Source organism: Acuticoccus sp., assembly GCF_965213555.1.
Taxonomy (GTDB): Bacteria; Pseudomonadota; Alphaproteobacteria; order Rhizobiales; family Amorphaceae; genus Acuticoccus.
This window is the reverse complement of sequence record NZ_OZ243890.1, coordinates 3,938,436-3,963,194: the sequence shown is the minus strand read 5'-3', so window position 1 is coordinate 3,963,194 and position 24,759 is coordinate 3,938,436. Positions and strand designations below refer to the sequence as shown.

The following is a 24,759-nucleotide window of genomic DNA, read 5'->3' as shown; positions in this document are numbered from 1 at the left end:
TCTGCGGACTGAGAGTTGTAACCAGCATGCGTCACGATCGTCGCGGACGGCTACGCATCCGCCGCAAGGGTGACGTCGCCATCGGATCGGGCTACCACCAACACCTGCCATGGAAAAGTCCGACGCGATGGACGCTCGCGCCCCACTCCATCATCCGACGATCACCCTCGACGGCGACGGCGAGGCGCTGTCGGCGAACTTCGCCGGCGCATGGACGGTGGCGACGGCCGGTGCGGCGGAGCAGGCGGTCGACGCCCTCAACTCACTTCCGGAGCCGCGCCGGGCGACCAAGGCTCCGGCGATGATCACCTTCGACCTGTCGCAGGTCGTCACCGCCGACACCGCCGGGGCCTGGATCATCCACCGCGAGCGGGCGCGCGCCGAGTTCGTCGGCCACCGCGTGGCGCTCGCCGGGGTCGGACCACGCGTCGAGTTCCTGCTCGCCGAGATCGAGAACCACATCCCGCGGCTCCTCGACCGCCCGCGGCGTCCCTACCTTGCCGTTCGTGCGCTGATGGCGATCGGAGAGTCGGCAGCGAACTCTGGGCGGGACGGCGTCGGCCTGTTGTCGATGCTGGGTTTGTTCGGCTGGCGGCTCGCCACGGTGTTCACCGCCTTCCGGCGGCTGCGCATCACCTCGATCCTCGCGAACTTCGACCGGGCGTGCCGGGGCGCGGTGCCCATCGTGATGCTGATGAGCTTCCTCGTCGGGCTCATCATCGCCCAGCAGGCCGGCTTCTACCTCGCAGCGTTCGGCGCGACGATCTTCGTGGTCGACCTGTCGGGCGTCCTCATCCTGCGCGAGATCGGCGTGCTGCTCGCCGCGATCCTCGTCGCCGGCCGCTCCGGCTCGGCGTTCACCGCCGAGATCGGCTCCATGAGGATGCGCGAGGAGGTGGACGCGCTCAACGTCCTCGGCCTCGACCCCGTTGAGGTGCTCGTCGTGCCGCGCCTCATTGCGTTGATCCTGGCGCTGCCCGTCCTCGCGTTCCTGTCGGACATCGCCGCGCTCCTCGGCGCGGGCCTCATCTCCTGGGTGTCGCTCGGCATCTCCCCGGACATCTTCATCCAGCGCCTCAACGAGATCGTGACGCCGCTCGAGTTCTGGGTCGGCATCGCCAAGGCGCCGTTCATGGCCCTCATCATCGGCCTCGTCGGCTGCTCGGAGGGGCTCAAGGTGGGCGGCTCGTCGGAGTCCTTGGGCCGGCAGACGACCAGCTCAGTGGTGAAGGCGATCTTCCTCGTCATCGTCGTCGACGGCCTGTTCGCCATCTTCTTTGCAGCGCTGGGGATCTGATGGCCGACGACGGGAACGGCGCGGCGACCGGCGCGAGCGGCAGCGACAACATCATCGAGGTGCGCGACCTCGAGGTGCGCTTCGGTGACTTCGCCGTCTTCAAAGGCCTGCAGCTCGACGTGCGGCGCGGTGAGATCCTCGGCTTCGTCGGCGGCTCGGGCCAGGGCAAGTCGGTGCTGATGCGAACCATCCTCGACCTCGTGCCCAAGCACTCTGGGACGATCCGCCTGTTCGGCGAGGACCTCGACGCGATGGACCTGCGCGAGCGCAACCTCCTCAACCGGCGCTACGGCGTGCTCTTCCAGATGGGCGCGCTGTTCTCCTCACTCACCGTGCGCGAGAACATCCAGGTGCCGATGCGCGAGAACTACGCGATGAGCCGCAAGCTCATGGACGAGCTCGCGCTCATGAAGATCGACATGGTGGGGCTCGCGCGCGATGCCGCCGACAAGCTGCCGGCCGAGTTGTCCGGCGGGATGGTGAAGCGCGCCGGGCTTGCCCGCGCCCTGGCGCTCGACCCGGAGCTCCTGTTCGTCGACGAGCCCACCTCGGGCCTCGACCCCATCGGAGCGGCGAACTTCGACGACCTCATCGCGCGGCTGCGCGACACGCTGGGCCTCACCGTCTACATGGTGACCCACGACCTCGACAGCTTGTGGAACGTGTGCGACCGCGTCGCGGTCCTTGCCGACAAGCGCGTCATCGCCAACGCGCCGCTCCAGGAGATGCTCTCGGTCGACCACGCCTGGGTGCGCGAGTACTTCCACGGCGTGCGCGGCGGGCGCTTCGCTGGTCCAGCACAACAGTCAGAGGCGGCGACGACGCCGCGTAGCGAGTAGGGTAGGTCCATGGAAACGCGCGCCAACTACGTGACGATCGGCGTCTTCGTGCTCCTCGTCTTCGTCGCCGCGTTCGGCTCGCTGTGGTGGCTCTACCGCTCGTCGGAGGCCGGGGCGACGGCGACGCTGCGCATCATCTTCCCCGAGGCCGTCACCGGGTTGTCGACCGGCGCGGCGGTGAACTTCAACGGCATTCGCGTCGGCGAGGTGACCGCCCTCGAGTTTCCCCCGGAGGGTGGCGACAACGTCATCGCCATCACCCGCGTCAACCCGGTGGCGCCCATCAAGACCGACACGGTCGCCCAGCTCGCCTCCCAAGGGTTGACCGGCGTCTCCTACGTCGCGCTGCAAGGGGGCGCCGGCCCCTCGGTGTTCGACGCCTTCGCCGACAGCGACGAGCCGGCGACGCTGGAGGCGGAGACGAGCGCCTTCACCAACGTCCTCGACAACCTGCAAAGCGTGCTCGGTCGGCTCGACCAGACGCTCGGCGACGTCAACGACCTCGTCTCCGCGAACCAGGGCAACGTGTCGGAGGTCCTCGCCAACGTGCGCACGATCACCGGCGAGTTCGCTGCGGCGTCGCCGCAGGTGTCCGAGCTGGTCGGGAGCGTAGCGCGCACGGCGGACGCCTTCGCCGACGCCTCCCCGCAGATCGCGAGCGTCGCGGAGCGCGCCGACGCTCTGCTCGCGGAGGTGCCGGCCGACCGCCTCGCCGCCATCGTCGGCAACGTCGACGCCTTCGCCGGGCGGCTGCCCGAGATCGGCGACGAGGCGCGGGCCATCGTCGGCACCGTCGGCGGCGTGGTCAGCCGCCTGGACGACGCCGCGGGGACGCTCGGCGAGGCGCTGCGCGGCGTCGAGGGCGTGGTCGCGGCGGTGGATCCAGCCGTCGTCTCGGCGCTCGTCGCGAGCGTGCGCGAGACCGCGGGAGCGTTCGCCGGGCGCACGGAGGCCATCGGCACCCTCGTCGACAACGCGGCATCTGCGAGCGTCGACATCGCGGCAATCACTGGGACCGTAGCGAGCCGTCAGGACGCGTTGGGACGGGCGATCGACGACGCGAGCTCCCTCGTCGGGGACGTTCGTGGCGCCGTCGAGGTGGCGACGCCCGCCATCGAGGGGCTCGGCCGCGCGATCGCCGCGATCTCACCGGAGCGCATCACCGCCATCGTCGGGGACGTGGAGACCGTCGCCGACGCGTTCGCCAGCGAAGCCGCTGCGCTCGCGAGCCTCGTCGACACCGTGACCGACGCCGCCGAGGGCGTGGGACGCGTGAGCTCCGCGGTCGCCGCGCGGTCGGACGCCATCGGCACGGCGCTGGACGACGTCGCCGCGTTCGCAGGAAGCCTGCGCGAGGCCGCGGACGGCGCGCCGGCCCTCGTCGCCACCGCCGGCGACATGCTGCGCCAGGCCGAGGCGGTCGTCGCCGCCGTCGACGCCGACGCGCTGAACGGTGTGGTGTCGGACGCGCGGGGGGTGACCTCAGTGCTCGCAGAACGTGCCGACGACGTGTCGCGTCTCGTCGCCGCCGCAGCTGGGACGTCGGTGCGCGCGGAGGCCGTCGCGTCGGCGCTCGCCCAGCGCATGCCGGCGATCGGCGCCGCCATCGACGACGCGACGGTCGCCGCCGGCTCGGCCCGCGCGTTCGCCGCGACGCTGCCCGAGCTTGCCGACACGCTGCGGCCCGGCGTCGAGAACGTCACTGCGGTGCTCACCGCGGTCGATCCCGCCGCCGTCGAGGCCATCGTGGCGCAGGTGCAGGGCGTCGCCGAGGCGCTCGGCGCGCAGGCGCCGGCGGTGGAGCGCGTCGTCGCCGCGGCCGAGGGCGTGCTCGGCCGCGCCGACGCGATCGCGGCCGACGTCGAGGCGGTAACCGGCGAGGTGGCCGGCCGGACGGCCGAGATCGGCGCGATCGTCGACGATGCCCGCGCCGGCGCGGCCGCCGCACGCGTCGCCAGCGAGCGCCTGCCGGACCTCGTCGCGACGCTGGAGCCGGGGCTGACGGCGGCGTCCGAGGCCCTCGCCGCGGTCGACCCGGCCGCGGTCGAGGCCATCGTCGCGAACGTGCGCGGCGTCGCCGAGGCGCTCGGCGCGCAGGCGCCGGCGGTGGAGCGCGTCGTCGCCTCGGCCGAGGGCGTGCTCGGCCGCGCCGACGCGATCGCGGCCGACGTCGAGGCGGTGACCGGCGAGGTGGCCGGCCGGACGGCCGAGATCGGCGCGATCGTCGACGATGCCCGCGCCGGCGCGGCCGCCGCACGCGCCGCCAGCGAGCGGCTGCCGGACCTCGTCGCGACGCTGGAGCCGGGGCTGACGGCGGCGTCCGACGCCCTCGCCGCGGTCGACCCGGCCGCGGTCGAGGCCATCGTCGCGAACGTGCGCGGCGTCGCCGAGGCGCTCGGCGCGCAGGCGCCGGCGGTGCAGCGCGTCGTCGCCGCGGCCGAGGGCGTGCTCGGCCGCGCCGACGCGATCGCGGCCGACGTCGAGGCGGTGACCGGCGAGGTGGCCGGCCGGACGGCCGAGATCGGCGCGATCGTCGACGATGCCCGCGCCGGCGCAGCCGCCGCACGCGTCGCCAGCGAGCGCCTGCCGGACCTCGTCGCGACGCTGGAGCCGGGGCTGACGGCGGCGTCCGACGCCCTCGCCGCGGTCGACCCGGCCGCGGTCGAGGCCATCGTCGCGAACGTGCGCGGCGTCGCCGAGGCGCTCGGCGCGCAGGCGCCGGCGGTCGCCGACATCGTGGCCGCGGCGCGCGGCACCGCGGTGCGGGCGGAGGCGATCGCCTCGGCCATCGCCCAGCGCGCGCCGCGGATCGGTGCCGCCCTCGACGACGCTGCGACGGCCGCGGGTTCAGCCCGCGCGTTCGCCGCGACGCTCCCCGAGCTCGCGGAAACGCTGCGACCGGGCGTCGACAACGTCGCCGCGGTGCTCGCCGCGGTCGATCCCGCCGCCGTCGAGGCCATCGTGGCGAACGTGGGCGGCCTGACCGGCACCCTCGCCGCGGAGGGCGATCGCATCACCGCGATCCTCGCCAGCGCCGAGGGTGTCGCGGCCCGGGCCGAGGTCGTCGCCAACACGCTGGCCGAGGGAGCCCCGCAGCTCGCCACAGCGCTCGACGACGCGGCGGCCGGCGTCGCCGACGCCCGCGCGCTCGTGCAGTCGCTGCAGCCCGGCGTCGACAACGCCGCCGCCGTGCTGTCGGCGGTCGATCCCTCGGCGGTCTCCGGCATCGTCGAGGACGCGCGCGGCTTCGCCGAGGACCTCGCCGGCCAGGCGGAGGCCGTGGGACGCGTAGTGGCCAGCGCGGACGCCGTCGCGAACGATGCCGCCGCCATCACCGGCCGCGTGCGCGCCGAGCTCGACACCGTGAGCGCGGGCATCGAGGACGCACGCGCCATCGCGGGCGACGTGCGTGCCTTCAGCGCAACGCTGCCGGCGCTGCGCGAGGCCATCGACCAGCCGCTCGCCGCCGTCACCGCCGCGTTCGAAGCGGTCGACCCGGAGGCGGTGCGGGCCGTCCTCGCCAACGTACGGGACGTCAGCGACACCGTCGCGGTGCTGCGCGACGACGTCGTGTCGGTCGTGACGACCGCGGGCAGCGCGGTGCGGCGGGCCGAGGAGGTTGCCGCGGCCGTCGCAGCGCGTGCGGACGACATCGGCGTGGCCATCGACGGTGCGACCGCCTTCGCCGCTGAGCTCGGTGAGGCCGCGCCGGCGCTGGACGAGGTCCTCGCCGGAACGAGGACGGCCGTGGCGCGCCTCTCCGATGCCCTGGCCGCGGTCGATGGCAATGCGATCCGCTCCATCGTCGCGGACGTGCAGGCGGCGGCCTCGGTGCTCGGCTCGCGGGCCGGTCAGCTCGGCGGTGCCATCGACAACGCCTTCGAGGCTGCGAAGGACCTCGCGGAGGGGCTCGGCAGCGTCGGCGGCGAGGAGGGCCTCATCACCGACGTGCTGGAGCAGGTTCGGCGCATCGGCAACAACATCGAGGGCGCATCGACCAACCTCGGAACCCTGATCGACAGGGCCAACATCGTGCTTGCCGAGGAGATCTCCGGGGCCATCACCGGGGTGACCGACGCGAGCGGCGCGTTGCAGCGGCTCGCTGCTGCATTTGAGCCACGGGCCGACCAAATCGCCGCCGGCCTCGCAAGGTTCAGTCAAGGCGGTCTTGACGACCTGCGTGGTCTCCTCAATCAAGGACGCAGCACGTTGGCTGCCATCGAGGGTGCCGTGTCCAGCATTGACCGAAACCCGAGTCGTGTGATCTTCGGGGGAGACGACGCGCCGCAGTATTCGCCGCAGCGCCGATGAGAGGCGTAGCGCGCGTTGCTTCGATCGTCCTCGCCGCGGCGCTTACCGGCTGCGGCGGGGGTGGTGGGCAGGTGGAGGCGATCTACGAGCTGACGGCGCTCGACGCCCCGGCGGTCTCGAACGCGACCTCGGCGCAGATCCTGGTGCCGGAGCCGAGGGCGCTCGACGCGCTCGCCACGGAACGCATCGCGGTCAAGCCGACCCCGCTCACCATCGCGTACTATCCGCAGGTGACCTACCAGGACGTCGCGCCGAAGGTCTTGCAGCGCGTGCTCCTCGACACGTTCGTGAACAGCGGGCGCGCCCAGGCGGTCGGACTTCCCGGCGAGAGCCTCCTCATCAACTACCAGGTCGTGACGGAGGTGCGCGCCTTCCAGGCGGAGACGTTCGACGGCAATCGCGCGCGGGTGGAGGTGGCCGTCAAGCTGCTCAACGACGCCAACGGTCGGGTGGTGCAAACGCGAGTGTTCAGCACGGTGGTGCCGATCGTAAGCGACGAGGTGGAGATGGCCGCGGCCGGTATCAACCTTGCTGTGCAGGTGCTCGCAGCCGACATCGTCGAGTGGACGCTCGCGACGATCTGAGGCGTCACGGTCGTGGGGTGAGAGCGGTTTGGGGCTAGGTGGAACCGACCCAACCCCGGAAGAGACCGCCCTCAACGAACGCGCTAGTGCATCCTGGTCTCATCAGACCCAGGATGCACTAGGCTCCCCAGACCTTGGCGAGCACGCGAAGCCAGTTGCGGTGGCAAAGCTTCTCCATCAGAGCGTCGTCGTAGCCATGGGCGCGCATGGCCGCGCGGAGGCGGGGCAGCCGTTCGACGCCGTCGATGGCGGCGGGGACCAGCGCGCCGTCGTAGTCCGAGCCGAAGCCGACGCCGTCCTCGCCGACCACCGCGATCAGGTGGTCGATGTGCGCGATCACCTGATCCAACGGCACGTCCGGCAGCATGCGTCCGTCCTTGCGCAGGAACGCAGAAGCGAAGTTGACGCCGACCATCCCGCCCGACTCGCCGATGGCGGAGAGCTGCCCATCCGTGAGGTTGCGCGCGGCCGGCGTCAGCGCATGGGCGTTGGAGTGCGTGGCGACGAGCGGCTTCGCAGTGCGCCTTGCGATGTCCCAGAACCCCGCCTCCGTGAGGTGGGAGACGTCGACGAGGATGCCGAGCTCCGTGCAGCGGTCGACGAGGCGCAGCCCATCCTCGGTGAGGCCGGGCCCGGTGTCGGGCCCGGAGGGGAAGCGGAAGGGAACCCCGTGGCCGAACCGGTTCGGCCGGCTCCACACCGGGCCCAAGGATCGCAGGCCCGCCGCGTGGAGGACGTCGAGCGTCGCAAGGTCGCGGTCGATGGCCTCGGCGCCTTCGAGGTGGAGGACGGCGGCGAGCCGCCCCTCGGCGAGCGCTGCCTGCACCTCGCCGGCGGTGCGGCAGTGCGCCAGGAGGCCCTCGCGCGCGAGCTCGAGGAAGATGCCGACCTGCCCGATGACCGCCGACAGCGCCTCAGGCTGCGGGACGGTCGGCGGCAGGGGCACGTTGAACCACGCCTGCGACATCGCCGCGTAGTCGATGTCGCCAGCGCCGGGGGAGGGGACCCAGACGGCGAACAGCCCGCCACCGAACCCGCCGAGCGCAGCGCGGGCGACGTCGATGTGCGCGCCGCGGTCGTCGGCAAAACGCCTCGCCGCGCCTGCCGGGCCAGCCGACGCGAGCTTGGACAACACGTCGTTGTGCCCGTCGAAGATCGGCGGTGTCCGGGCCGTCGCATCCGCCTCGGGCTCGTCGGTGGAGCCAGAGGCCGTGTCGTCGCCGAGCAAGGACGCTCGCTGCACCGTGCTCAGGCCGGGTGGTTGGGATCGGTCCAGAGCACCGCCTCGGGCCGCTCGGCGGGCTCGATGTCGAGGTTGACCACGACGGGCTCCTGGTCGGAGCGCACGAGCACGCACTCGAGGGGCTCGTCCGTCATCGCGTTGATCTCCTGGTGCGGCACGTAGGGCGGCACGAAGATGAAGTCGCCGGGCTCCGCCTCCGCGACGTACTCCAGCCGCTCGCCCCAGCGCATCCGCGCACGGCCGCGCACCACGTAGATGATGCTCTCGAGGTGCCCGTGGTGATGCGCCCCGGTCTTCGCGTTCGGGTGGATCGCGACGGTGCCGGCCCACAGCTTGTTCGCCCCGGCGCGGGCGAAGTTGATGGCGGCGGCGCGGTCCATGCCCGGCGTCTGCGCGGTGTTGGGGTCGAGCTCGGTGGACTTGACGATCCGCACGCCGTTCAGCCGCCAATCCGTCGTCGCCTCGCTCATGTCGCCCCCTCCGCCGTGCGCGCCCTCGTTGCGCCTCCTCTTCCCATGTTGCGCTCCGCCCGTCGACCCGCAGGTTGCATCGCCCGACAGCCGTCGAGACCGGCGGCCGCCTGCCCGACGGCACGACGCTCGCCGAAGCGATCGCGCAAGTCGACCAGGAGACCTCGGGCGGGCCGTTGTACTACCTGGTCAACTGCGCCCATCCCGAGCATGCGGCCGCAGGGTAGCCGGGCGGGCCAGCGATCGGCCGGCTGCGCGGGCCTGATCGCCAACGCGTCGCGTTGCTCGCCCGCCGAGCTCGACGGAGCCGACACGCTCGACGACGGCGACCCCGAGGAGCTCCGGCGAGCAGATCGGCTCCCTTGCGGTGCGCTATCCGCACCTTCGAGTGTTCGGTGGCTGCTTTGAGACCGACCTCAGGCACCTTGCGGCCGTCGCTGCCGCGGTTCCACGGGACCGACGCCGGCGGCGAGGCGCTTGGCTCAGACGGCGAGGTACTCCTCGCGCAGGGCCTTGTCGTCCAGCACCTCCTTCGCGGTCGCGGTGTGGACGACCTCGCCCATGTCCATGATGATCGCGCGGTCGGCGAGGTGGAGCGCGGCGATGGCGTTCTGCTCCACCATGATGGTGGTGATGCCGAGCGCCTTGATCTCCCCGACGATGCCCTCGATCTCCTGCACGATCACCGGGGCCAGCCCCTCGTAGGGTTCGTCAAGGAGCAGGAGCTTGATGTCGCGCGCGAGCGCCCGGGCGACGGCCAGCATCTGCTGCTCGCCGCCCGACAGGGTTATCCCCTCCTGCCGCTTGCGCTCCGCGAGCCGGGGGAAGCGCTCGTAGATGCGCTCGAGCTCCCACCCCTTCGGCTCGGCGATCTGCGACAGGCGAAGGTTCTCCTCCACGGTGAGGCCGGCGATGATGCGCCGATCCTCCGGCACGAGCTGGACGCCGCAGCGCGAGGCCTGGGCCGCGCTCATGCGCGTGAGGTCGTGCTCGCCGAGGGTGATCCGCCCGCGGCGCATCTGCGGGCTGTCGAGCCGGGCGATGGTGCGCAGCGTGGACGTCTTGCCCGCGCCGTTGCGCCCGAGCAGCGCAACGACCTCGCCCTCGCCGACCTCGAGCGAGACGCCCTGAACGATGTAGCTCTCGCCATAGTAGGCGTGGACGTCCTCGCACCGGAAGAAGGGCCGCTTCGCCGCCGCTCCCTGCGGCCGCTCCAGGGTCTCCACGGCCATCAGTGCGCCCCTCCGAGGTAGGCGTCCTGAACGCGCGGGTCGCGACGCACCTCCTCGGGCGTCCCCTCGGCGATGATGCGCCCGCCGGCCAGCACGGTCACCGTGTCGGCGAGCGAGAAGACGACATGCATGTCGTGCTCGATGATGACCTTCGTCATGCCACGCTCCTTGATCTTCTTGAGGAGCTCGATGGTGCGGTTGGTGTCGAGCCGGCTCATGCCCGCCGTCGGCTCGTCGAGGAGCAGGAGCTTGGGGTGCTGGACCAGGCACATGGCAAGCTCCAGCCGCCGCTTGTCGCCGCGCGAGAGCCAGCCAGCCTCCTCGTGGCGATGCTCAGCGAGGCCGAGGTCGGCGAGGATGCCCTCCGCCTCGGCGCGGATGTCCCTGTCGTGGTCGAGCCCGCGCAGCATGTTGAGGCGGATCGGACCATCGCGCTTGGCGTAGGCCGGCGCCATCACGTTCTGCAGCAGCGTCAGGTCGGGGAAGATCTCGGGCGTCTGGAACACGCGGGCGACGCCGAGCTGGTTGATCTGGTGCGGCTTGAGCCCGGTAATGACGCGCCCGTTGAACATCACCGCGCCCTCGTCGGGAGAGAGGCGGCCGACGCAGACGTTGAGCAGGGTGGACTTGCCGGCGCCGTTCGGGCCGATGATCGCGTGCGTCTTGCCCGGAGCGATCTTCAGGTCGATGTCCGCCAGCGCCTTGAGGCCCGCGAAGTTCTTCTGGACGTCGGCGACGTGAAGCACAGGTTCCATGTCAGCCCTCACTGCGCGGGCGGAACAGGCGGCCGATGCGCCGCAGTCCCTCGATGATGCCGCCCGGCAGGAAGATCACGACGACCATGAAGAGGACGCCGAGGGTGAGGTGCCAGCCCTCGCCCACGAACGGCGAGACCACGGTGACGGCGATGTCGCGCGCGCCCTCGGGGATGAACGCGAAGCTCTGGATGAGGGCCGACTCGCCGAGGGCGGAGAAGATGTTCTCGAAGTACTTGATGATGACCGCCCCGAGGAATGGGCCGATCAGCGTCCCTGCGCCGCCGAGGATCGTCATCAGCACGACCTCGCCCGACGCCGTCCACTGCATGCGCTCGGCCCCTGCGAGGGGGTCGACGACGGCGAGCAGCGCGCCTGCGAGCCCCGCGTACATGCCGGACACGACGAACGCGACGAGCGTGTAGGGCCGCGTGGAGAAGCCGATGTAGGCCATGCGCGTCTGGTTCGACTTGATGGCGCGCAGCATCATGCCGAACGGCGAGCGCGCGATGGCGAGCGCCACGACGAAGGCGGCGACGAGGCAGGTGGCGCAGGTCCAGAACCCGGTCATGCCGGTCATCGTGAAGCCGAAGAACTCCGCGCGGGGCACGGCGACGGCGGTCTCCAGGCCGAAGGCGGCGTCGATGACCCGCGGATCGTTGGAGAGGACGCGCAGCCCGGTCTCGCCGTTGGTGATCGGCGTCAGCACGGAGTAGGCGAGGCTGTACATCATCTGCGCGAACGCCAGGGTGAGGATCGAGAAGTAGATGCCTGAGCGACGCAGCGAGATGTAGCCGATCAACACCGCGAAGACGCCAGCGAGCAGGGTCGCGAGCACGATCGCGGGGACGATGTTGAGCGACAGCAGCTTGAACGACCACACCGCCGTGTAGGACCCGACGCCGAGGAACGCCGCGTGGCCGAACGAAAGGTACCCGGTCAGCCCGAACAGGATGTTGAAGCCGATCGCGAAGATGCCGAAGATCGCGAAGCGCTGCATGAGGTCCGGGTAGGCGGCGCCGAAGGGCTCCAGCCAAAGCGGCATCGTGAACACCGCTGCGCCGAACAGGACCGTCATCAGGAGGTCGCGCCCGCGCGGCCAGAGGGGGCGCATGGTGGCGCCCGTCGGCGGGAGCTGGGTCGGCGCATCCCCTTGGGGATCGGCGTACGCCGAACGCGCCGACGTCTCCTCGCCGGCGGCGGGCGGCGCCTCGCGACGGCCGTCCGACCTTGCGTCGGAATCCATGACCTTCGGCTCGGCCAGCGCCTCGGCCGAGGCGGACGTCGCGGTGCGGTTGGTGTCCACTTACGCCTCCATGACGCCCTTGCGGCCGAGGAGGCCGCGGGGCCTTGCGAGCAGCACGATGACCGCCACGAGGTAGATGATGACCTGGTCGATGCCGGGCACGAACTCCTTCACCTCGTTGAGCGAGGCGAACGACTGGAGGATGCCGAGGAGGTAGCCGGCGAGGACCGCGCCGCCCAGCGAGCCCATGCCGCCGACCACCACCACCACGAACGACAGCACCAGGAAGTCCATCCCGATGTTGTAGTTCGGCGTGAGGATCGGCGTGTAGAGCGCGCCCGCGAGGCCGGCGACCACTGCTGCGATCCCGAACACGACGGTGAAGCGGCGCTGGATGTCGATGCCGAGGATCTGCACGGTCTCGCGGTCGGCCATGCCAGCCCGGACCACCATCCCGTAGGTCGTGAGGTTGAGGAAGGCGAACACCGCGCCGATGATGACGATCGAGGACGCCAGGTAGAGCAGGCGCCACCACGGATAGGTGATCACCCCCTCCGCGCCCACCCACTGGCCGATGTTGGCCGACCCGCGCAGCGCGTCCGGGGCGTCCATGGGGATGGGGTTGGCGCCGAAGCCCGCCTTGACGAGCTCCTGCAGGACGATCGCGAGGCCGAACGTGACGAGGATCTGCTCGGCGTGCGGTCGCTTGTAGAAGAAGCGGATCAGCCCGCGCTCGAAGGCGATGCCGATGAGGAGCATCACCGGGATGGTGACGAGGACGGAGATCGGCACCACCCAGTCGATGATGGTGGCCCCCGCGTCGCCGAACCAGGTCACGAGGTAGGGCACCTCCTTGAAGGCCTCGAAGAAGGTGATCGACTCGTCCCGAACCTGGGTCGAGATCGTGAGGACCTCCTGGAGGAGGACGGCGCAGAACGCGCCCAGCATGAAGAGCGCGCCGTGCGCGAAGTTGACGACGCCGAGCGTCCCGAACGTGAGCGTCAGCCCGAGCGCGATCAGCGCGTAGGCGCCGCCCTTGTCGAGCCCGTTCAGCAGCTGGAGGAGGATGGCGTCCATCGATGTCCCTCGTGGCGAGGCCTGGCGTGCGGCGCCCGCCGAGCGCCTGCAGCCCGTCGTCCGGTTCGGCTCGCTCGGGCATCAGTCCGCCGTCTTGAAGCGGCTGACGCCCTGATGCCGTGCGGGCCTACTTGCCGCCCGCACGCCTATGTTGCGCGTTGGCCTACGTTGCCGCCAGCGCGCCGTCGGCCGCTCGTTCAGGCGCAGCCAGCGACCTCGTAGGGGCCGAGCTCGCCGGGGAACAGCTCGTGCGGATAGGTGATCTGCTCGGTGGGCACCACCTGAACCAGCTCGAGGAGGTCGAACTGGGAGGAGGGGTTCTCCTTCCCCTTCACGACGAGCACCGGCTTGAAGCACTGGTGGTCCTCCGCCCGGTAGAGCGTCGGCCCGTTGCCCATGCCGTCGAACTCCAGCCCCTCGAGCGAGCGGATCACCTCGGGCGGGTAGAACGTGCCGGCCATCTCGACCGCGTTGGCGTAGAGCAGGGTCTGCACGTAGCAGGTGTGCGCGGCCTGGGACGGCGGACGCCCGTACTCCTGGCCGAACGACTTGGCGAACGCCATCGTGCCGGGGTTGTCGAGCTGCCAGCTCCAGTTTGAGGTGCCGAGGATGCCCTTCACCGCCTCGCCGGCGCCCTCGGCCATCAGCTCCGAGTAGAGCGGCACGACGATCTGGAAGTCCCTGCCGTTGACCTGCTTGTCGCGCATGCCGAACTGCACCGCCTGGGTGAGCGAGTTCACCATGTCGTTGCCGTAGTGGTTCAGCACGAGGACGTCCGCGCCGGCGTTCAGCACCGGTGTGAGGTACTGCGAGAAGTCGCCCGCGCCGAGCGGGGTACGCACGGTCTGCGCCGTCTCCCAGCCGATCCCCTCGGTGGACTGCACGATCGACTCCTCCTGCGACCAGCCCCAGTTGTAGTCCGCCGTGAGGTGGTAGGCGCGGCGGTCCTGGCCCATTACCTCGGCAAGCACCGGGCCGAGCGCGGCGCCCGACATGTAGGCGTTGAAGAAGTGCCGGAAGCCGTAGCGCCGGCGGTCCGGGCCCGTGGTGTCGTTGGCATGGGTGAGGCCGCACATGAAGACGACGCCCATCTCCTGGCCGAGCGCCTGCTGCGCCACCGCCACCGACGACGACGAGCCGCCGGAGAACATGATGACGCCGTCCTTCTCGATCATCCGCCGGGCCGAGGAGCGCGCCGCATCGGCCTTGGTCTGCGTGTCGCCGGTGACGTACGCCACCTTCTTGCCGAGCACGCCGTTGCCCTTCAGGTTGTTCGGCTGCATCGTCGTCAGCATGCCGCCGTCGCCCTCGCCGTTGAGGTGCTTGACGGCGAGCTGGAAGGCGCGCAGCTCGTCCTTGCCCTCCTCGGCGTAGGCGCCGGTCTGCGGCACGTTGAAGCCGAGCGTCACCGTCGCGCCGGTGGGGTTGTTGCAGAAGTCGTTCTGCGCCCAGGCGTCGCGCGTGAAGAACGTCGGCGCGGCCAGCGTCGCTCCGGTCAACGCGGTGGTCTTCAGGAAGCCGCGGCGGGATGGGCTCTTGAAACGGTCCATCGTTTTCCTCCCTCTGCGGGACGTTGGTCGTCCCAGTTCTAAGCTCGTGCTTCTCACAGGTCGCCGAGAACAGACAACACCGCCCCGCGCCTTGTCAAACCTTTGTCAACTTTGCCGTTGCGCACGGCGGGGTTTGTCAAGATGCTACAACGCGTCGCCGAAGGGACACGGACGGTGCGCGTCGACGCTCATTCGTGCCATGGCACGCCTTTGACGCTGACGGTGTGGACTACTTATACAGCCACGGGGCTGGACCGTAGCGTCGGACGTCGCGCTGCGGCTCTGGCTGCCGACGAGCGACGTCGCGCACCGGACACTGGGGGATCGGCATGGCGAATGCGGACGACATTCATCACCACGACGCCATCGTCATCGGCGCCGGCTTCTCCGGCCTCTACGCCCTTCACAAGCTGCGCGACGAGCTCGACCTCGATGTCCGCGTCATCGAGAAGGGCAACGACATCGGCGGCACCTGGTACTGGAACCGCTACCCTGGGGCGCGCTGCGACTCGGAGAGCTACTACTACTCCTACAGCTTCTCCCCAGAGATCGAGCAGGAGTGGACCTGGACCGAGCGCTACCCCGATCATCATGAGATCAGGCGCTACCTGGGCTTCGTCGCCGACCGGCTGGACCTCAGGCGGGGCATCGACCTGTCGACCGAGGTGCTCGGTGCGAGCTTCGACGAGGCGGACGCGCTGTGGCGCGTGCGCACGGACGGGGCGACCTACGTCGCTCCGATCTTGATCACCGCGGTGGGCTGCCTGTCGGCGGCGAACGTGCCTGCCGTCCCAGGGCTGCAGTCCTTCGCGGGCCGCTGGTACCACACCGGAGCGTGGCCTCACGAGGGCGTCGACCTCAGCGGCAAGCGGGTCGGTCAGGTCGGCACGGGCTCGACGGGCATCCAGCTCGCCCCGGCGATCGCCGAGGAGGTCGCCAGGCTCACCGTCTTTCAGCGCACCGCGAACTACAGCGTGCCCGCGCGCAACGCCCCCCTGACGGACGACTTCCTGCGCGAGGTGAAGGCGAACTACCGCGCCATCCGCGAGCACGCCCGCCGCGTCACCAACGGGCACCCGTTCGACATCTCCGACGTCGGCGTGCTCGAGGTGGACGACGCCGAGCGCCTCGCCCGGTTCGAGGAGGCCTGGCGGGTCGGCGGGCTTCGCTTCCGCGCGGTGTTCAGGGACGTCCTCACTGACGCGAAGGCCAACGACGTCGCCTCGGAGTTCATCCGCCGCAAGATCCGCGAGGTCGTGCAGGACCCTGACGTGGCCGACAAGCTGACGCCGAAGGATCACGGCTTCGCCACCAAGCGCCCGCCCATCGACACGAACTACTTCGAGACGTTCAACCGCGACAACGTCGACCTCGTCGACCTCAAGGCCGAGCCCATCGAGGCCATCGTGCCCGAGGGCATCCGCACCACGCGGCGGACCTACCCGCTCGACGTCATCATCTTCGCCACGGGGTTCGACGCGCTTACCGGGCCGTTGGTCGCGCTGAACCTTGAGGGTTGCGACGGTCTCACCCTGCGCGAGGCGTGGAGCGCTGGCCCGAAGACCTACCTCGGCCTGATGACTCCGGGCTTTCCGAACCTGTTCACCATCACCGGCCCGGGGAGCCCTTCGGTCCTGTGCAACATGCCGGTGGCGCTTGAGCAGCACGTGGAGTGGATCGCGGACTGTCTCGCCCACATGCGTCGCACCGGCCTCAAGCGCATCGAGCCGACCGTCGAAGCGTCCGAGGACTGGGTCGCCCACGTCAACGAGGCGGCGGACGCGACGCTCCTGCCGATGGCGTCGAGCTCCTGGTACCTCGGTGCGAACGTCCCCGGTAAGCCCCGCGTGTTCATGCCCTACGCCGGTGGCATGGCGCGCTACGCCGGCACCTGCGAGCACGTCGCCGACGAGGGCTACAAGGGGTTCGTCCTGACCTGAGGCAGCCGCCTCATGGATCAAGCGGAGGTCGCCATCGGTACGCGACAAGGGACGGCGTCCGTCTCGCTTGCCTCGCCTTGTAAAACCATAAAACATCCTGCCGGCGCGTTGACGCTTCGTTGACAGGCATCGACGCGGCCGCACGAGGCTTGGCTCGCCCGACGGGAGGTCTGCAAGGCATCCGCCAGACGGTGCCGTTCCCGCCGGTCGTCCGGAAGGGAGGGGACGGATGGCGCTCGCTCAGCGCGTGCCGATCGGCGACCGCATCAGGAGCCAGCGTCGCGCCGCCGGGGTGACGCAGCGCAGCCTGGCGTCCGCGGTGGGCGTGTCGCCGGCCTACCTCTCGCTCATCGAGAGCGACAAGCGACAGATCGGCGGTCGGCTCCTCAGGCGCATCGCCGAGCGGCTCGGCGTTCCGGCCGACGCGTTCACTGCGGCGAGCGACGACCGGCTCGCCGCCGACCTGCACGAGGTGGCCCAGCGGCTCGACGGCTCGCTCGCGAGCAGCGCCGCGGCGCTCGTCGCGTTCTCGCCGGACTGGGCGCGGCTCGTCCTCGAGCTGCACGCCCGATCGCTCACCGCCGAGGCGCGTACCTTCCGCCTCGCCGACCGGTTCGAGCGCGATCCGGAGTGGACCTCGTTCGCCCACGACATCCTGTCGCGCATCACCTCGATCCGCTCGGCGGCGGAGATCCTGGCGGACGGGCCTGCGCTCGGCGAGGGGCCACGGGTCCGGTTCACGCGGACCGTGGTCGCCGAGAGCGCGCGGCTGACCGACGTCGCCCGCGACCTCATCGCCGCGCTGCAGTCCGGCACCGCGGTGGACGCGGCGGGGGCGGACGTGCGCGAGGTCGATGCGTTCCTGCACGACCGCGACAACCACTTCGCCGTCATCGAGGAGGCGCTTCAGGCCGACCCGCCGAGGCTCCCCGAGGGGCCGCCCAACGTCCGCTTCGCGGGCGCACGCGCGATCGTCGCCGAGCGCCTGCCGCACCTGGTCGACGAAGCGCTCGCCGGCCACACGTTCTCCAGCGAGGGCGCCGAGCGGCGGGCACGCGGCGCGTTGTGGCGCTACGCGGCGGGGGCCGCCACGATGCCCTATCGGCCCTTCCTCGCTGCGGCGATCGAAGCGCGCTACGACGTCGATGAGCTCGCCGGCGCGTACGGCGCGAGCTTCGAGCAGGTGGCGCACCGCCTCGCCACGCTGCGCCGGCCCGGCGAGGAGGGTGTGCCGTTCGCCTTCCTGCGCGTCGACCCGGCGGGCACCGTCTCCAAGCGACTGTCGAGCCCTCATCTCAGGCTGCCGCTGTTTGGCGCATGCCCGCTCTGGGTGATCTACGAGACGTTCGCGCAGCCGGGCCGCACGTTGTCCCAGCTCGCGGACCTTGAGGGCGGACGCTTCCTCTTCATCGCGCGCGCCCTCGAGAAGACCGCGCGCCGTCACGCCCAGCCGCCCACCAGGTTCGCCGTCATGCTCGGCGTCGCGGCGGCGCACGCGCCGGCGCTGGTCTACGGCGACGCCTTCGCCTCGAACCGCGACAGCCTCGTCACCCTCGCCGGCTACGAGTGCCTGTCGTGCCGTCGGGCGGGCTGCGCCCAGCGCGCCCATGGCGCCGGGGACGCGTGAGGTGCGCGCGCTCGTGGTGGAGGACGAGCCGCACATCGCCGAGGCGCTGACGTTCCTCCTGGAGCGCGAAGGCTTCCAGGTGACGGTGATCGCCGACGGCGAGGCGGCCCGCGGGGCGCTGTCCGGGTGCGACCTCCTCGTCCTTGACGTGATGCTGCCGGGACGCTCCGGCTTCGAGGTCGCTGCCGAGGCGCTGGCGCTCGACGCCCCACCCAAGGTGTGCGTGCTGACCGCGAAGGGGCAGGCGCGGGATCGCGAGCGCATGGTGGGCCTCGGGGTGCACGCGTTCGTCACCAAGCCGTTCTCCAATCGGGCGCTGATGGCGACGGTGCGCTCGCTGTGCCGCCCGTGATGCGCCGCGGCGTCGGCTTGCCGGCCTCGCGCGAGGCCACGCGACCCAGCGATGGCGAGGCGGCGCCGGACCGGGTGCGGGGCGACGCGCGCACCGTCGTGGCGCTCGGTGGTGCGGTCCTGTTCACGCCGACCGCGCTCGCCCTTTCGGACCGCTCCTTCACCGTGCTCGGCCTGCCGAGCGCGCTGGTCTACGTCCTCGCCGTCTGGCTCGTCGGCATCGTCCTCACCCGCAGCCTCGCGCGGCGCAGGCCGGACGCGCGGTGACGCTCGGCGCGCCCCTCGTCGTCGCGGTCGGCGGGGCCTACCTCGGCCTCCTGTTCGTCATCGCCTTCGCCACCGACCGCCTCGCCGAGGCGAGCCGAGCGCGCTGGCTCGGATCGCCGCTGGTCTACACGCTGTCCCTCGCGGTCTACTGCACCTCGTGGACCTTCCTCGGCGCGGTGGGCACCGCCTCGCGGTCGGGCCTGGAGTTCGTCACCATCTACATCGGTCCGACGCTCGCGCTGATGGCTTGGTGGCTGTTCCTGCCCAAGCTCGTGCGGATCGCCAAGGCCCAGCGGGTGACGTCCATCGCCGACATGCTGTCGGCGCGCTACGGCAAGAGCCGCGCCGTCGCCTTGCTCGTCACGATCGTCGCGATCGCCGCCATCACTCCCTACATCGCCTTGCAGCTCATCGCGATCAGCCGTGCGTTCGAGGCGCTCGCCGGCTTCGGTGCGGATGGGACGCCCACCGCGCGATGGGTCGCGGTCGCCATGGTCTTCTTCGTCATCATGTTCGGCACGCGGCGGGTGAACGCGGACGAGAGCCAGCCGGGGATCGTTGCGGCGATCGCGTTCGAGTCCGTCGTGAAGCTCGCCGCGCTCCTGTGGGTCGCGATCCTCGCCGTCGTGGCCCTGGCGGAGGGTCCTGCGCCGGGCGCCGCGATGGCGAGCGCCGGCTCCGCGCTCGCCGTGGTCGGTGACCTTGCCGAGGACGGCGGCGCGCGCTGGACGATCCTCACCCTCCTGTCGGCGATGGCGATCGTATGCCTGCCGCGCCAGTTCCAGGTGGCGGTGGTGGAGAACCGCGACGAGCGGCACATCGCGGTCGCCTCGTGGCTGTTCCCGGCCTACCTGTTCCTCCTCACCCTCGCCGTGTTGCCGATCGCCGCCGCGGGGCTCACGCAGCTCCCGGCGACGGCCGAGCCCGACCTCTTCGTGTTGACGCTGCCCCTGGCGCGCGGGGCGGACCTCGTCGCGCTCGTCGCCTTCATCGGCGCGCTGTCGGCGGCGACCTCCATGGTCATCCTGGCCTCGCTGGCGCTCGCCGTGATGATCTCCAACCACATCGTCGCGCCGCAGCTTGCTCGCAGGGTGCGCTCGCCGACCGGGCTGACGTCGGCGATCCTCCTGACGCGCCGCATCGCCATCGCCGGCGTCGTCGGGCTCGGCCTGCTCTACGCGGAGGCGCGTGGCTCCGGCGGCGTCGGCGGCGGCCTCGCCTCCATCGGCCTCATCGCGTTCGCCGGGGTCGCGCAGTTCGCACCAGCGCTGTTCTGCGGCCTGTTCTGGCGGCGCGCCAACCGCGTCGGCGCAACCGCGGGCCTCGCGGCCGGCGCCTTCACGTGGTTCGCGCTCCTCTTCCTGCCGAGCTTCGGCGTCGGGCTCGAAGCGCTCGCCATGGTGCGCGCCGCGCTCATGCCCGAGGCGATGGCCGAGGGGCCGCGGGCCGTCGACCCGCTGGTGTTCGGCGTTCTCGCCTCGCTGTCGGTCAACCTCCTCGCCACCGTCGCCGGCTCGCTCGCGACCCGCGGCGGCGCCATCGACGAGCTGCAGGCGACGCTCTTCGTCGACGCCATGCGCCGGGGCGGGCCGGAGCCGACGCTGCGCCGCTCGGCCAGCCTGCGCGAGCTCGTCCGCCTGACGCGGCGCATCCTCGGACCGGACCGGGCGCACGCGCTGTTCGCCCGCAGCGACCTGTCGGGACGCGAGGAGGCCGACGGGCGGCTCATCGAGGAGGTGGAGCGCGAGCTCGCCTACGCCGTCGGGGCGGCGTCCGCCCACACCCTGACGACGCAGATCGCCACCGGCGAGCCGCTCGCCATGGACGCGGCCATCATGCTCCTGGAGGAGACCCAAGAGGCGATCGAGGCGGCCCGTGCCCTCGGCATCCGCTCCGTCGAGCTCGAGCGCCACACCGCGCAGCTCGCCCGTGCCAACGCGGACCTCATCACGCTGCTCGCGGAGAAGGACGAGTTCCTGAGCCGGGTCAGCCACGAGATGCGGACGCCGGTCACCGCGGTGCGCTCCTTCGCCGAGCTGCTGCGGGAGGGCGGGGTCACCGCGGACCGTGCGGCGCGGTTCGTGGACATCATCCTTGCCGAGAGCGAGCGGCTGTCTCGCCTCCTCGACGACGTCCTCGACCTGTCGCGCCTCGAGGCCGGGGTCGCGCCGCTCGACGTCCGGCTCGTCGACGCCGCGGCAGCGGCTCGCGAGGCCGCCGCGGTCATGGAGGGCTTCGCCGAGCGTCGCGGCGCGCGCATCGCCGTCGCTGCCGCCGCGCCGGTGATGGTGCTCGCGGATGCCGATCGCCTGAAGCAGGTGCTCGTCAACCTCGTGTCCAACGCGGTGAGGTTCCGCGGAGAGGGCGACGTCGAGGTCTCCGTCGCCGCCGAGTCAGGGCGCGCGATGCTGCGGGTGCGCGACGCGGGCCCGGGCGTGCCGGCGGGGTTGCGTCCGCGCCTGTTCCAGAAGTTCGCCAGCGAGTCCGCAACCGGTGCGGGCCTTGGCCTCGCCATCTCGCATCAGATCATGATCGCGCTTGGCGGCACCCTGGAGCTCGAGGCGACGGGCGCCGACGGCTCCACCTTCTGCGCCGCGCTGCCCCTCGCCCAGGACGCGCGGCTGCGCCGGGCTGGCTAGCGCTGCTGCGACGAGGTGGCAAGGAGGGACAGGATCGCCGCGCCGACGTCCTCGCCGCGGCCGAGCAAGCGGTCGGGAGCAAGCTCGGTCATCGGCACGTCGCTGTAGCCGTAGGTGAGGCCGACGAAGGGCACCCTCGCCGCCTGCGCGGTCTCACGGTCGATGCGGCTGTCGCCCACGTAGACGGCGTGGTCCGGCACGCCGCCGGCCGCGGAGATCGTCGCGAGGAGGTGTCCGGGGTCGGGCTTGGACACCGCGAAGGTGTCGAACCCGGCGACGAACACGAACCGGTCGAGGAGGCCGAGCTCGGCGAGGAGCTGGGTTGCGAGCGCCTCGCGCTTGTTGGTGCAGACGGCGGCTGCGACGTCCGCCGCCGCGATCGTGTCGAGGGCAGCGAGGAGCTCCGGGAACGGCCGGCTGTCGCGTGCGATCCGCTCGCCATAGTGCGTGAGGTACTCGCGGTGCACCGCCTCGAGCTCGTCGTCGCCCAGCGTGACGCCCGACTCCTGAAGGGAGGCCGCGATCATCGCCTTCGCGCCCATGCCGATGTGCACGCGCAGCCGCTCCGGTTGGATCGTCGGCACGCCACGGCGTGACAGGACCACGTTGCAGGTGTCGACGAGGTCCGGTGCAGTGTCCACCAGCGTCCCGTCGAGGTCGAAGATCGCCAAGCCCTGCATCACCGCCCCAACCTCGCCTTGAGCGGGCATAACCGTGGCGCCGGCCGAGGGGAAGCCTTCCCCGGCTTGCAACTTCCCCGCCGACTTGCTTGAACCGACGATCACTGGAACCATGAGGTCACCGGATGCGCACCTCCGCCACCGCCGCGATGCTGGCCGTCTTAACTGGCCTCGTCCTCGCTGCGCCGTCCGCCATCGCGCAGCAGGCGCCGCAGCCGCGGGCGATCCCCGTCCCTGTCCCCGAGAGCGGGGACGCCGACATCACGGCCGAGCACCTCGCCCTCGCGCAGGAGCTCATCGACCTCACCCAGTCCGACGACACGTTCGACGACATCCTGCCGCGGCTCGCCACGCAGACCCAGGAGCTGTTCACTCGCCAGTACCCTGCGCTGACCCAGGACATCGAGGAGGTGGTCTACGACGTCGCGCTCGACATGACGCAGAGCCGGGTGGAGCTGTCGCGCACGCTCCAGCTCGTCTGGGCGCGCCGCTTCACGGCGGAGGAGCTGAGCGAGCTCAAGACGTTCTTCACCGGCGACGTCGGCAAGAAGTTCGTCGAACTCACGCCGAGCATCACCGCGCTCGCGATCGGCGCGGCTCGACAGTGGGAGCAGACGCTCGCCTCGCAGATGGTCGACGTGACGCGCGCTCGACTGCGCGAGAAGGGCATCGCGCTCTGATGTCCGCCCGGTGACCCACGACTACGACCTCTTCGTCATCGGTGGCGGGTCCGGCGGCGTGCGCGCCGCGCGCATCGCCGCGGGGCACGGCGCGAGGGTCGCCCTCGCCGAGGAGTTCCGGGTCGGCGGCACCTGCGTCATCCGCGGCTGCGTGCCCAAGAAGCTGATGGTCTACGCCTCGCAGTTCTCCGAGGCGTTCGAGGACGCGGCGGGCTATGGCTGGACGGTCCCTCCGGCGTCCTTCGACTGGGCCACGCTGATCGCCCACAAGGACCGCGAGATCGACCGGCTCAACGCGATCTACATCAGCAACCTGACCGCCGCCGGTGCCGCGCTGTTCCAGAGCCGCGCGGTCATCGAGGATCCCCACACGGTGCGCATCCTCGCCGAGGATCGGACCGTGACGGCGCGCGTTATCCTGGTTGCCACCGGGGGCACGCCGTGGCTCGACCTGTCGCTGCCGGGCATCGAGCACGTCATCACCTCCAACGAGGTGTTCTACCTGGAGGAGATGCCGCGCCGCGTGGTGATCGCGGGGGGCGGCTACATCGCGGTGGAGTTCGCCGGCATCTTCAACGGGCTCGGCGCGGAGACGACGCTGGTCTACCGCGGCGGCGAGATCTTGCGCGGCTTCGACGACGAGCTTCGTGCAGCCGTGCGAGGCGAGATGGAGAAGCGTGGCGTCGCCTTCCGCTTCAACGTCATCTTCACCAGCATCGAGCGGCAGGCGGACGGTTTGCTTGCCACGCTGTCGGACGGGACCACGCTCGCTGGCGACGAGGTCCTGTTCGCCACGGGGCGCCGTCCCTCGACGGAGGGGATCGGGCTCGAGGCCGCCGGGGTCGCGCTGACAGCCCGCGGCGCGGTCAAGGTCGACCACGAGGGTCGCTCCTCGGTGCCGTCGATCTACGCGGTGGGCGACGTCACCGACCGGGTGAACCTCACGCCGGTCGCGATCCGCGAGGGGCACGCCTTCGCCGACGCCGTGTTCGGCGGGCATCCCGCGAGCGTCGACCATACGCACGTGCCGACCGCGGTGTTCTCCCACCCCGAACTCGGGACCGTCGGGCTCACGGAGGGGGATGCTGCGCAGGCCTTCGCCGACGTCGATGTCTACAAGGCCTCGTTCAGACCGATGCTGGCGACCTTGTCGGGGCGGGACGAGCGCATGCTCATGAAGATCCTGGTGGACGCGCGGAGCGACCGCGTGCTCGGCGTCCACATCATGGGCCACGGCGCCGCCGAGCTCGCCCAGGTGCTCGGCATCGCGGTGCGGATGGGCGCCACGAAGGCCGACTTCGACGCCACCATGGCGGTCCACCCGACGGCCGCGGAGGAGCTCGTCACCATGCGCACGCCGGTCGCGCGCCTGCGCCGCGAGGCGGCTTGACGTTCACCGTCTTCGGCTACGGCTCGCTGGTTAACCGCCGCACCCTGCCGGCGCACCTTGCCGCTCGTCCGGCGATGCTCGCCGGCTGGCGCCGGGCGTGGCGGGCGTCCAGCATGGCAGCGGCCGGCGGCGTCTGTGCGGTCTCGATCGTGCCGGCGGGGGACGGCGTCATCGAGGGGCTCCTGGTAACCTTCGACGGCGACATGCGCGGCACGATCGACGCGCGCGAGCACAACTACGAGGCGCTGCCGGCGGAGGGGTTGGGCGGGGCCATCGTCTACCGCGCACGGCCCGAGGTGGACCGCTGGGGCGACGCGGCGCATCCCGTGCACCTCTCCTACGTCGATGCCATCGTGCAGGGCTTCCTCGTCGAGTTCGGCGAGCGCGGGGTCGATCGCTTCATGGCGACGACGGACGGCTGGCACGTGCCGATCCTCGACGACCGTGCCGCGCCGCGCTACCCACGGGCGCAGCATCTCACGGCGGACGAAGCCGCGCGGGTCGACGACGCGCTGCGTGGTGTTGACGCGCGCATCCTGCCGGTGGATGCAGCACCATCGTGCTAGGACCCGGCCCTGCAG

General features: G+C 71.3%; 22 protein-coding genes. 14 read left to right on the top strand and 8 right to left on the bottom strand.

Going from position 1 to position 24,759, the window contains the following annotated elements; genetic code table 11:
* Nucleotides 1–109 precede the first annotated feature (109 nt).
* From ACOOE8_RS18535 to ACOOE8_RS18520, 4 genes are read left to right on the top strand one after another with little or no spacing between them, the layout of a single operon-like run.
* Nucleotides 110–1,297 carry an ABC transporter permease gene (locus tag ACOOE8_RS18535; protein WP_420392869.1) on the top strand — a complete coding sequence of 396 codons (1,188 nt, stop codon included), beginning with the start codon at nt 110–112 and terminating at the stop codon, nt 1,295–1,297.
* Nucleotides 1,297–2,136 (top strand): ABC transporter ATP-binding protein, encoded by an 840-nt coding sequence (locus tag ACOOE8_RS18530; RefSeq protein WP_420392868.1) that lies wholly within the window; start codon nt 1,297–1,299, stop codon nt 2,134–2,136. The genes ACOOE8_RS18535 and ACOOE8_RS18530 overlap by 1 nt, the downstream gene beginning before the upstream one ends.
* A gap of 9 nt (nt 2,137–2,145) precedes the next feature.
* Nucleotides 2,146–6,447, top strand: coding sequence for an MlaD family protein (locus ACOOE8_RS18525; RefSeq protein WP_420392867.1), 4,302 nt, complete (start codon nt 2,146–2,148; stop codon nt 6,445–6,447).
* A complete protein-coding gene (locus ACOOE8_RS18520; RefSeq protein ID WP_420392866.1) occupies nt 6,444–7,031 on the top strand; it encodes an ABC-type transport auxiliary lipoprotein family protein in 588 nt (195 codons plus the stop codon). The genes ACOOE8_RS18525 and ACOOE8_RS18520 overlap by 4 nt, the downstream gene beginning before the upstream one ends.
* 118 nt (nt 7,032–7,149) lie before the next feature.
* Here ACOOE8_RS18520 and ACOOE8_RS18515 read toward each other — a convergent pair whose 3' ends face one another.
* Both ACOOE8_RS18515 and ACOOE8_RS18510 read right to left on the bottom strand, forming a co-directional pair.
* On the bottom strand, nt 7,150–8,187 hold the full coding sequence (locus tag ACOOE8_RS18515) for a dipeptidase (protein ID WP_420394744.1): 1,038 nt from the start codon (nt 8,185–8,187) through the stop codon (nt 7,150–7,152).
* A gap of 92 nt (nt 8,188–8,279) precedes the next feature.
* Complete coding sequence (locus ACOOE8_RS18510) at nt 8,280–8,744, bottom strand: cupin domain-containing protein (protein WP_420392865.1); 465 nt, start codon at nt 8,742–8,744, stop codon at nt 8,280–8,282.
* A 74-nt stretch (nt 8,745–8,818) separates the two neighbouring features.
* Between ACOOE8_RS18510 and ACOOE8_RS18505 the strand changes: the two genes are divergently transcribed.
* On the top strand, nt 8,819–8,971 hold the full coding sequence (locus ACOOE8_RS18505; RefSeq protein ID WP_420392864.1) for a hypothetical protein: 153 nt from the start codon (nt 8,819–8,821) through the stop codon (nt 8,969–8,971).
* 255 nt (nt 8,972–9,226) lie between these two features.
* On the opposite strand, the gene ACOOE8_RS18500 is transcribed toward ACOOE8_RS18505, so the two are convergent.
* The 4 genes from ACOOE8_RS18500 to ACOOE8_RS18485 all read right to left on the bottom strand — a co-directional run bounded on the left by ACOOE8_RS18500 (nt 9,227) and on the right by ACOOE8_RS18485 (nt 13,054).
* Complete coding sequence (locus ACOOE8_RS18500; protein WP_420392863.1) at nt 9,227–9,976, bottom strand: ABC transporter ATP-binding protein; 750 nt, start codon at nt 9,974–9,976, stop codon at nt 9,227–9,229.
* The gene (locus tag ACOOE8_RS18495; protein ID WP_420392862.1) at nt 9,976–10,731 is read right to left on the bottom strand and encodes an ABC transporter ATP-binding protein; all 756 of its coding nucleotides are present in this window, start codon (nt 10,729–10,731) and stop codon (nt 9,976–9,978) included. Before ACOOE8_RS18495 ends, ACOOE8_RS18500 begins: the two co-directional genes overlap by 1 nt.
* A 1-nt stretch (nt 10,732) precedes the next feature.
* On the bottom strand, nt 10,733–11,845 hold the full coding sequence (locus ACOOE8_RS18490) for a branched-chain amino acid ABC transporter permease (RefSeq protein WP_420394743.1): 1,113 nt from the start codon (nt 11,843–11,845) through the stop codon (nt 10,733–10,735).
* A 192-nt stretch (nt 11,846–12,037) separates the two neighbouring features.
* A complete protein-coding gene (locus ACOOE8_RS18485) occupies nt 12,038–13,054 on the bottom strand; it encodes a branched-chain amino acid ABC transporter permease (RefSeq protein WP_420392861.1) in 1,017 nt (338 codons plus the stop codon).
* Between ACOOE8_RS18485 and ACOOE8_RS18480 the strand changes: the two genes are divergently transcribed.
* Complete coding sequence (locus tag ACOOE8_RS18480; protein ID WP_420392860.1) at nt 13,044–13,169, top strand: hypothetical protein; 126 nt, start codon at nt 13,044–13,046, stop codon at nt 13,167–13,169. The genes ACOOE8_RS18485 and ACOOE8_RS18480 overlap by 11 nt on opposite strands.
* 82 nt (nt 13,170–13,251) lie before the next feature.
* Here ACOOE8_RS18480 and ACOOE8_RS18475 read toward each other — a convergent pair whose 3' ends face one another.
* Nucleotides 13,252–14,604, bottom strand: coding sequence for an ABC transporter substrate-binding protein (locus ACOOE8_RS18475; RefSeq protein WP_420392859.1), 1,353 nt, complete (start codon nt 14,602–14,604; stop codon nt 13,252–13,254).
* A 329-nt stretch (nt 14,605–14,933) separates the two neighbouring features.
* Between ACOOE8_RS18475 and ACOOE8_RS18470 the strand changes: the two genes are divergently transcribed.
* From ACOOE8_RS18470 to ACOOE8_RS18450, 5 genes are all read left to right on the top strand, one after another.
* Nucleotides 14,934–16,544, top strand: a complete 1,611-nt coding sequence (locus ACOOE8_RS18470) for a flavin-containing monooxygenase (protein ID WP_420392858.1) — start codon at nt 14,934–14,936, stop codon at nt 16,542–16,544.
* A 229-nt stretch (nt 16,545–16,773) separates the two neighbouring features.
* The gene (locus tag ACOOE8_RS18465; RefSeq protein WP_420392857.1) at nt 16,774–18,171 is read left to right on the top strand and encodes a short-chain fatty acyl-CoA regulator family protein; all 1,398 of its coding nucleotides are present in this window, start codon (nt 16,774–16,776) and stop codon (nt 18,169–18,171) included.
* A gap of 1 nt (nt 18,172) precedes the next feature.
* A complete protein-coding gene (locus ACOOE8_RS18460; protein ID WP_420392856.1) occupies nt 18,173–18,523 on the top strand; it encodes a response regulator transcription factor in 351 nt (116 codons plus the stop codon).
* A complete protein-coding gene (locus ACOOE8_RS18455; protein ID WP_420392855.1) occupies nt 18,511–18,789 on the top strand; it encodes a hypothetical protein in 279 nt (92 codons plus the stop codon). Before ACOOE8_RS18460 ends, ACOOE8_RS18455 begins: the two co-directional genes overlap by 13 nt.
* On the top strand, nt 18,786–21,428 hold the full coding sequence (locus tag ACOOE8_RS18450; protein WP_420392854.1) for a sodium:solute symporter family transporter: 2,643 nt from the start codon (nt 18,786–18,788) through the stop codon (nt 21,426–21,428). Before ACOOE8_RS18455 ends, ACOOE8_RS18450 begins: the two co-directional genes overlap by 4 nt.
* Here ACOOE8_RS18450 and ACOOE8_RS18445 read toward each other — a convergent pair.
* A complete protein-coding gene (locus tag ACOOE8_RS18445) occupies nt 21,425–22,108 on the bottom strand; it encodes an HAD hydrolase-like protein (RefSeq protein WP_420394742.1) in 684 nt (227 codons plus the stop codon). The two genes, ACOOE8_RS18450 and ACOOE8_RS18445, sit on opposite strands and share 4 nt — an antisense overlap.
* 125 nt (nt 22,109–22,233) lie before the next feature.
* On the opposite strand from ACOOE8_RS18445, the gene ACOOE8_RS18440 reads away from it, so the two are divergent.
* The 3 genes from ACOOE8_RS18440 to ACOOE8_RS18430 are packed head-to-tail and all read left to right on the top strand — an operon-like array spanning nt 22,234 to nt 24,744.
* Nucleotides 22,234–22,788: a DUF2059 domain-containing protein gene (locus ACOOE8_RS18440; RefSeq protein ID WP_420392853.1), complete on the top strand. Its 555-nt coding sequence runs from the start codon at nt 22,234–22,236 to the stop codon at nt 22,786–22,788.
* Nucleotides 22,789–22,798: 10 nt separating this feature from the next.
* Nucleotides 22,799–24,178: a glutathione-disulfide reductase gene (gene gor / locus ACOOE8_RS18435; RefSeq protein ID WP_420392852.1), complete on the top strand. Its 1,380-nt coding sequence runs from the start codon at nt 22,799–22,801 to the stop codon at nt 24,176–24,178.
* Complete coding sequence (locus ACOOE8_RS18430; protein WP_420392851.1) at nt 24,175–24,744, top strand: gamma-glutamylcyclotransferase family protein; 570 nt, start codon at nt 24,175–24,177, stop codon at nt 24,742–24,744. The genes gor and ACOOE8_RS18430 overlap by 4 nt, the downstream gene beginning before the upstream one ends.
* Nucleotides 24,745–24,759 lie beyond the last annotated feature (15 nt).

Coding starts and splice junctions, on each gene's coding strand:
- ACOOE8_RS18535 (WP_420392869.1), top strand. CDS start 110: ATGGAAAAGTCCGACGCGATGGACGCTCGCGCCCCACTCCATCATCCG.
- ACOOE8_RS18530 (WP_420392868.1), top strand. CDS start 1,297: ATGGCCGACGACGGGAACGGCGCGGCGACCGGCGCGAGCGGCAGCGAC.
- ACOOE8_RS18525 (WP_420392867.1), top strand. CDS start 2,146: ATGGAAACGCGCGCCAACTACGTGACGATCGGCGTCTTCGTGCTCCTC.
- ACOOE8_RS18520 (WP_420392866.1), top strand. CDS start 6,444: ATGAGAGGCGTAGCGCGCGTTGCTTCGATCGTCCTCGCCGCGGCGCTT.
- ACOOE8_RS18510 (WP_420392865.1), bottom strand. CDS start 8,744: ATGAGCGAGGCGACGACGGATTGGCGGCTGAACGGCGTGCGGATCGTC.
- ACOOE8_RS18500 (WP_420392863.1), bottom strand. CDS start 9,976: ATGGCCGTGGAGACCCTGGAGCGGCCGCAGGGAGCGGCGGCGAAGCGG.
- ACOOE8_RS18495 (WP_420392862.1), bottom strand. CDS start 10,731: ATGGAACCTGTGCTTCACGTCGCCGACGTCCAGAAGAACTTCGCGGGC.
- ACOOE8_RS18490 (WP_420394743.1), bottom strand. CDS start 11,845: ATGCGCCCCCTCTGGCCGCGCGGGCGCGACCTCCTGATGACGGTCCTG.
- ACOOE8_RS18480 (WP_420392860.1), top strand. CDS start 13,044: ATGGCGTCCATCGATGTCCCTCGTGGCGAGGCCTGGCGTGCGGCGCCC.
- ACOOE8_RS18485 (WP_420392861.1), bottom strand. CDS start 13,054: ATGGACGCCATCCTCCTCCAGCTGCTGAACGGGCTCGACAAGGGCGGC.
- ACOOE8_RS18475 (WP_420392859.1), bottom strand. CDS start 14,604: ATGGACCGTTTCAAGAGCCCATCCCGCCGCGGCTTCCTGAAGACCACC.
- ACOOE8_RS18470 (WP_420392858.1), top strand. CDS start 14,934: ATGGCGAATGCGGACGACATTCATCACCACGACGCCATCGTCATCGGC.
- ACOOE8_RS18465 (WP_420392857.1), top strand. CDS start 16,774: ATGGCGCTCGCTCAGCGCGTGCCGATCGGCGACCGCATCAGGAGCCAG.
- ACOOE8_RS18445 (WP_420394742.1), bottom strand. CDS start 22,108: ATGCAGGGCTTGGCGATCTTCGACCTCGACGGGACGCTGGTGGACACT.
- ACOOE8_RS18440 (WP_420392853.1), top strand. CDS start 22,234: ATGCGCACCTCCGCCACCGCCGCGATGCTGGCCGTCTTAACTGGCCTC.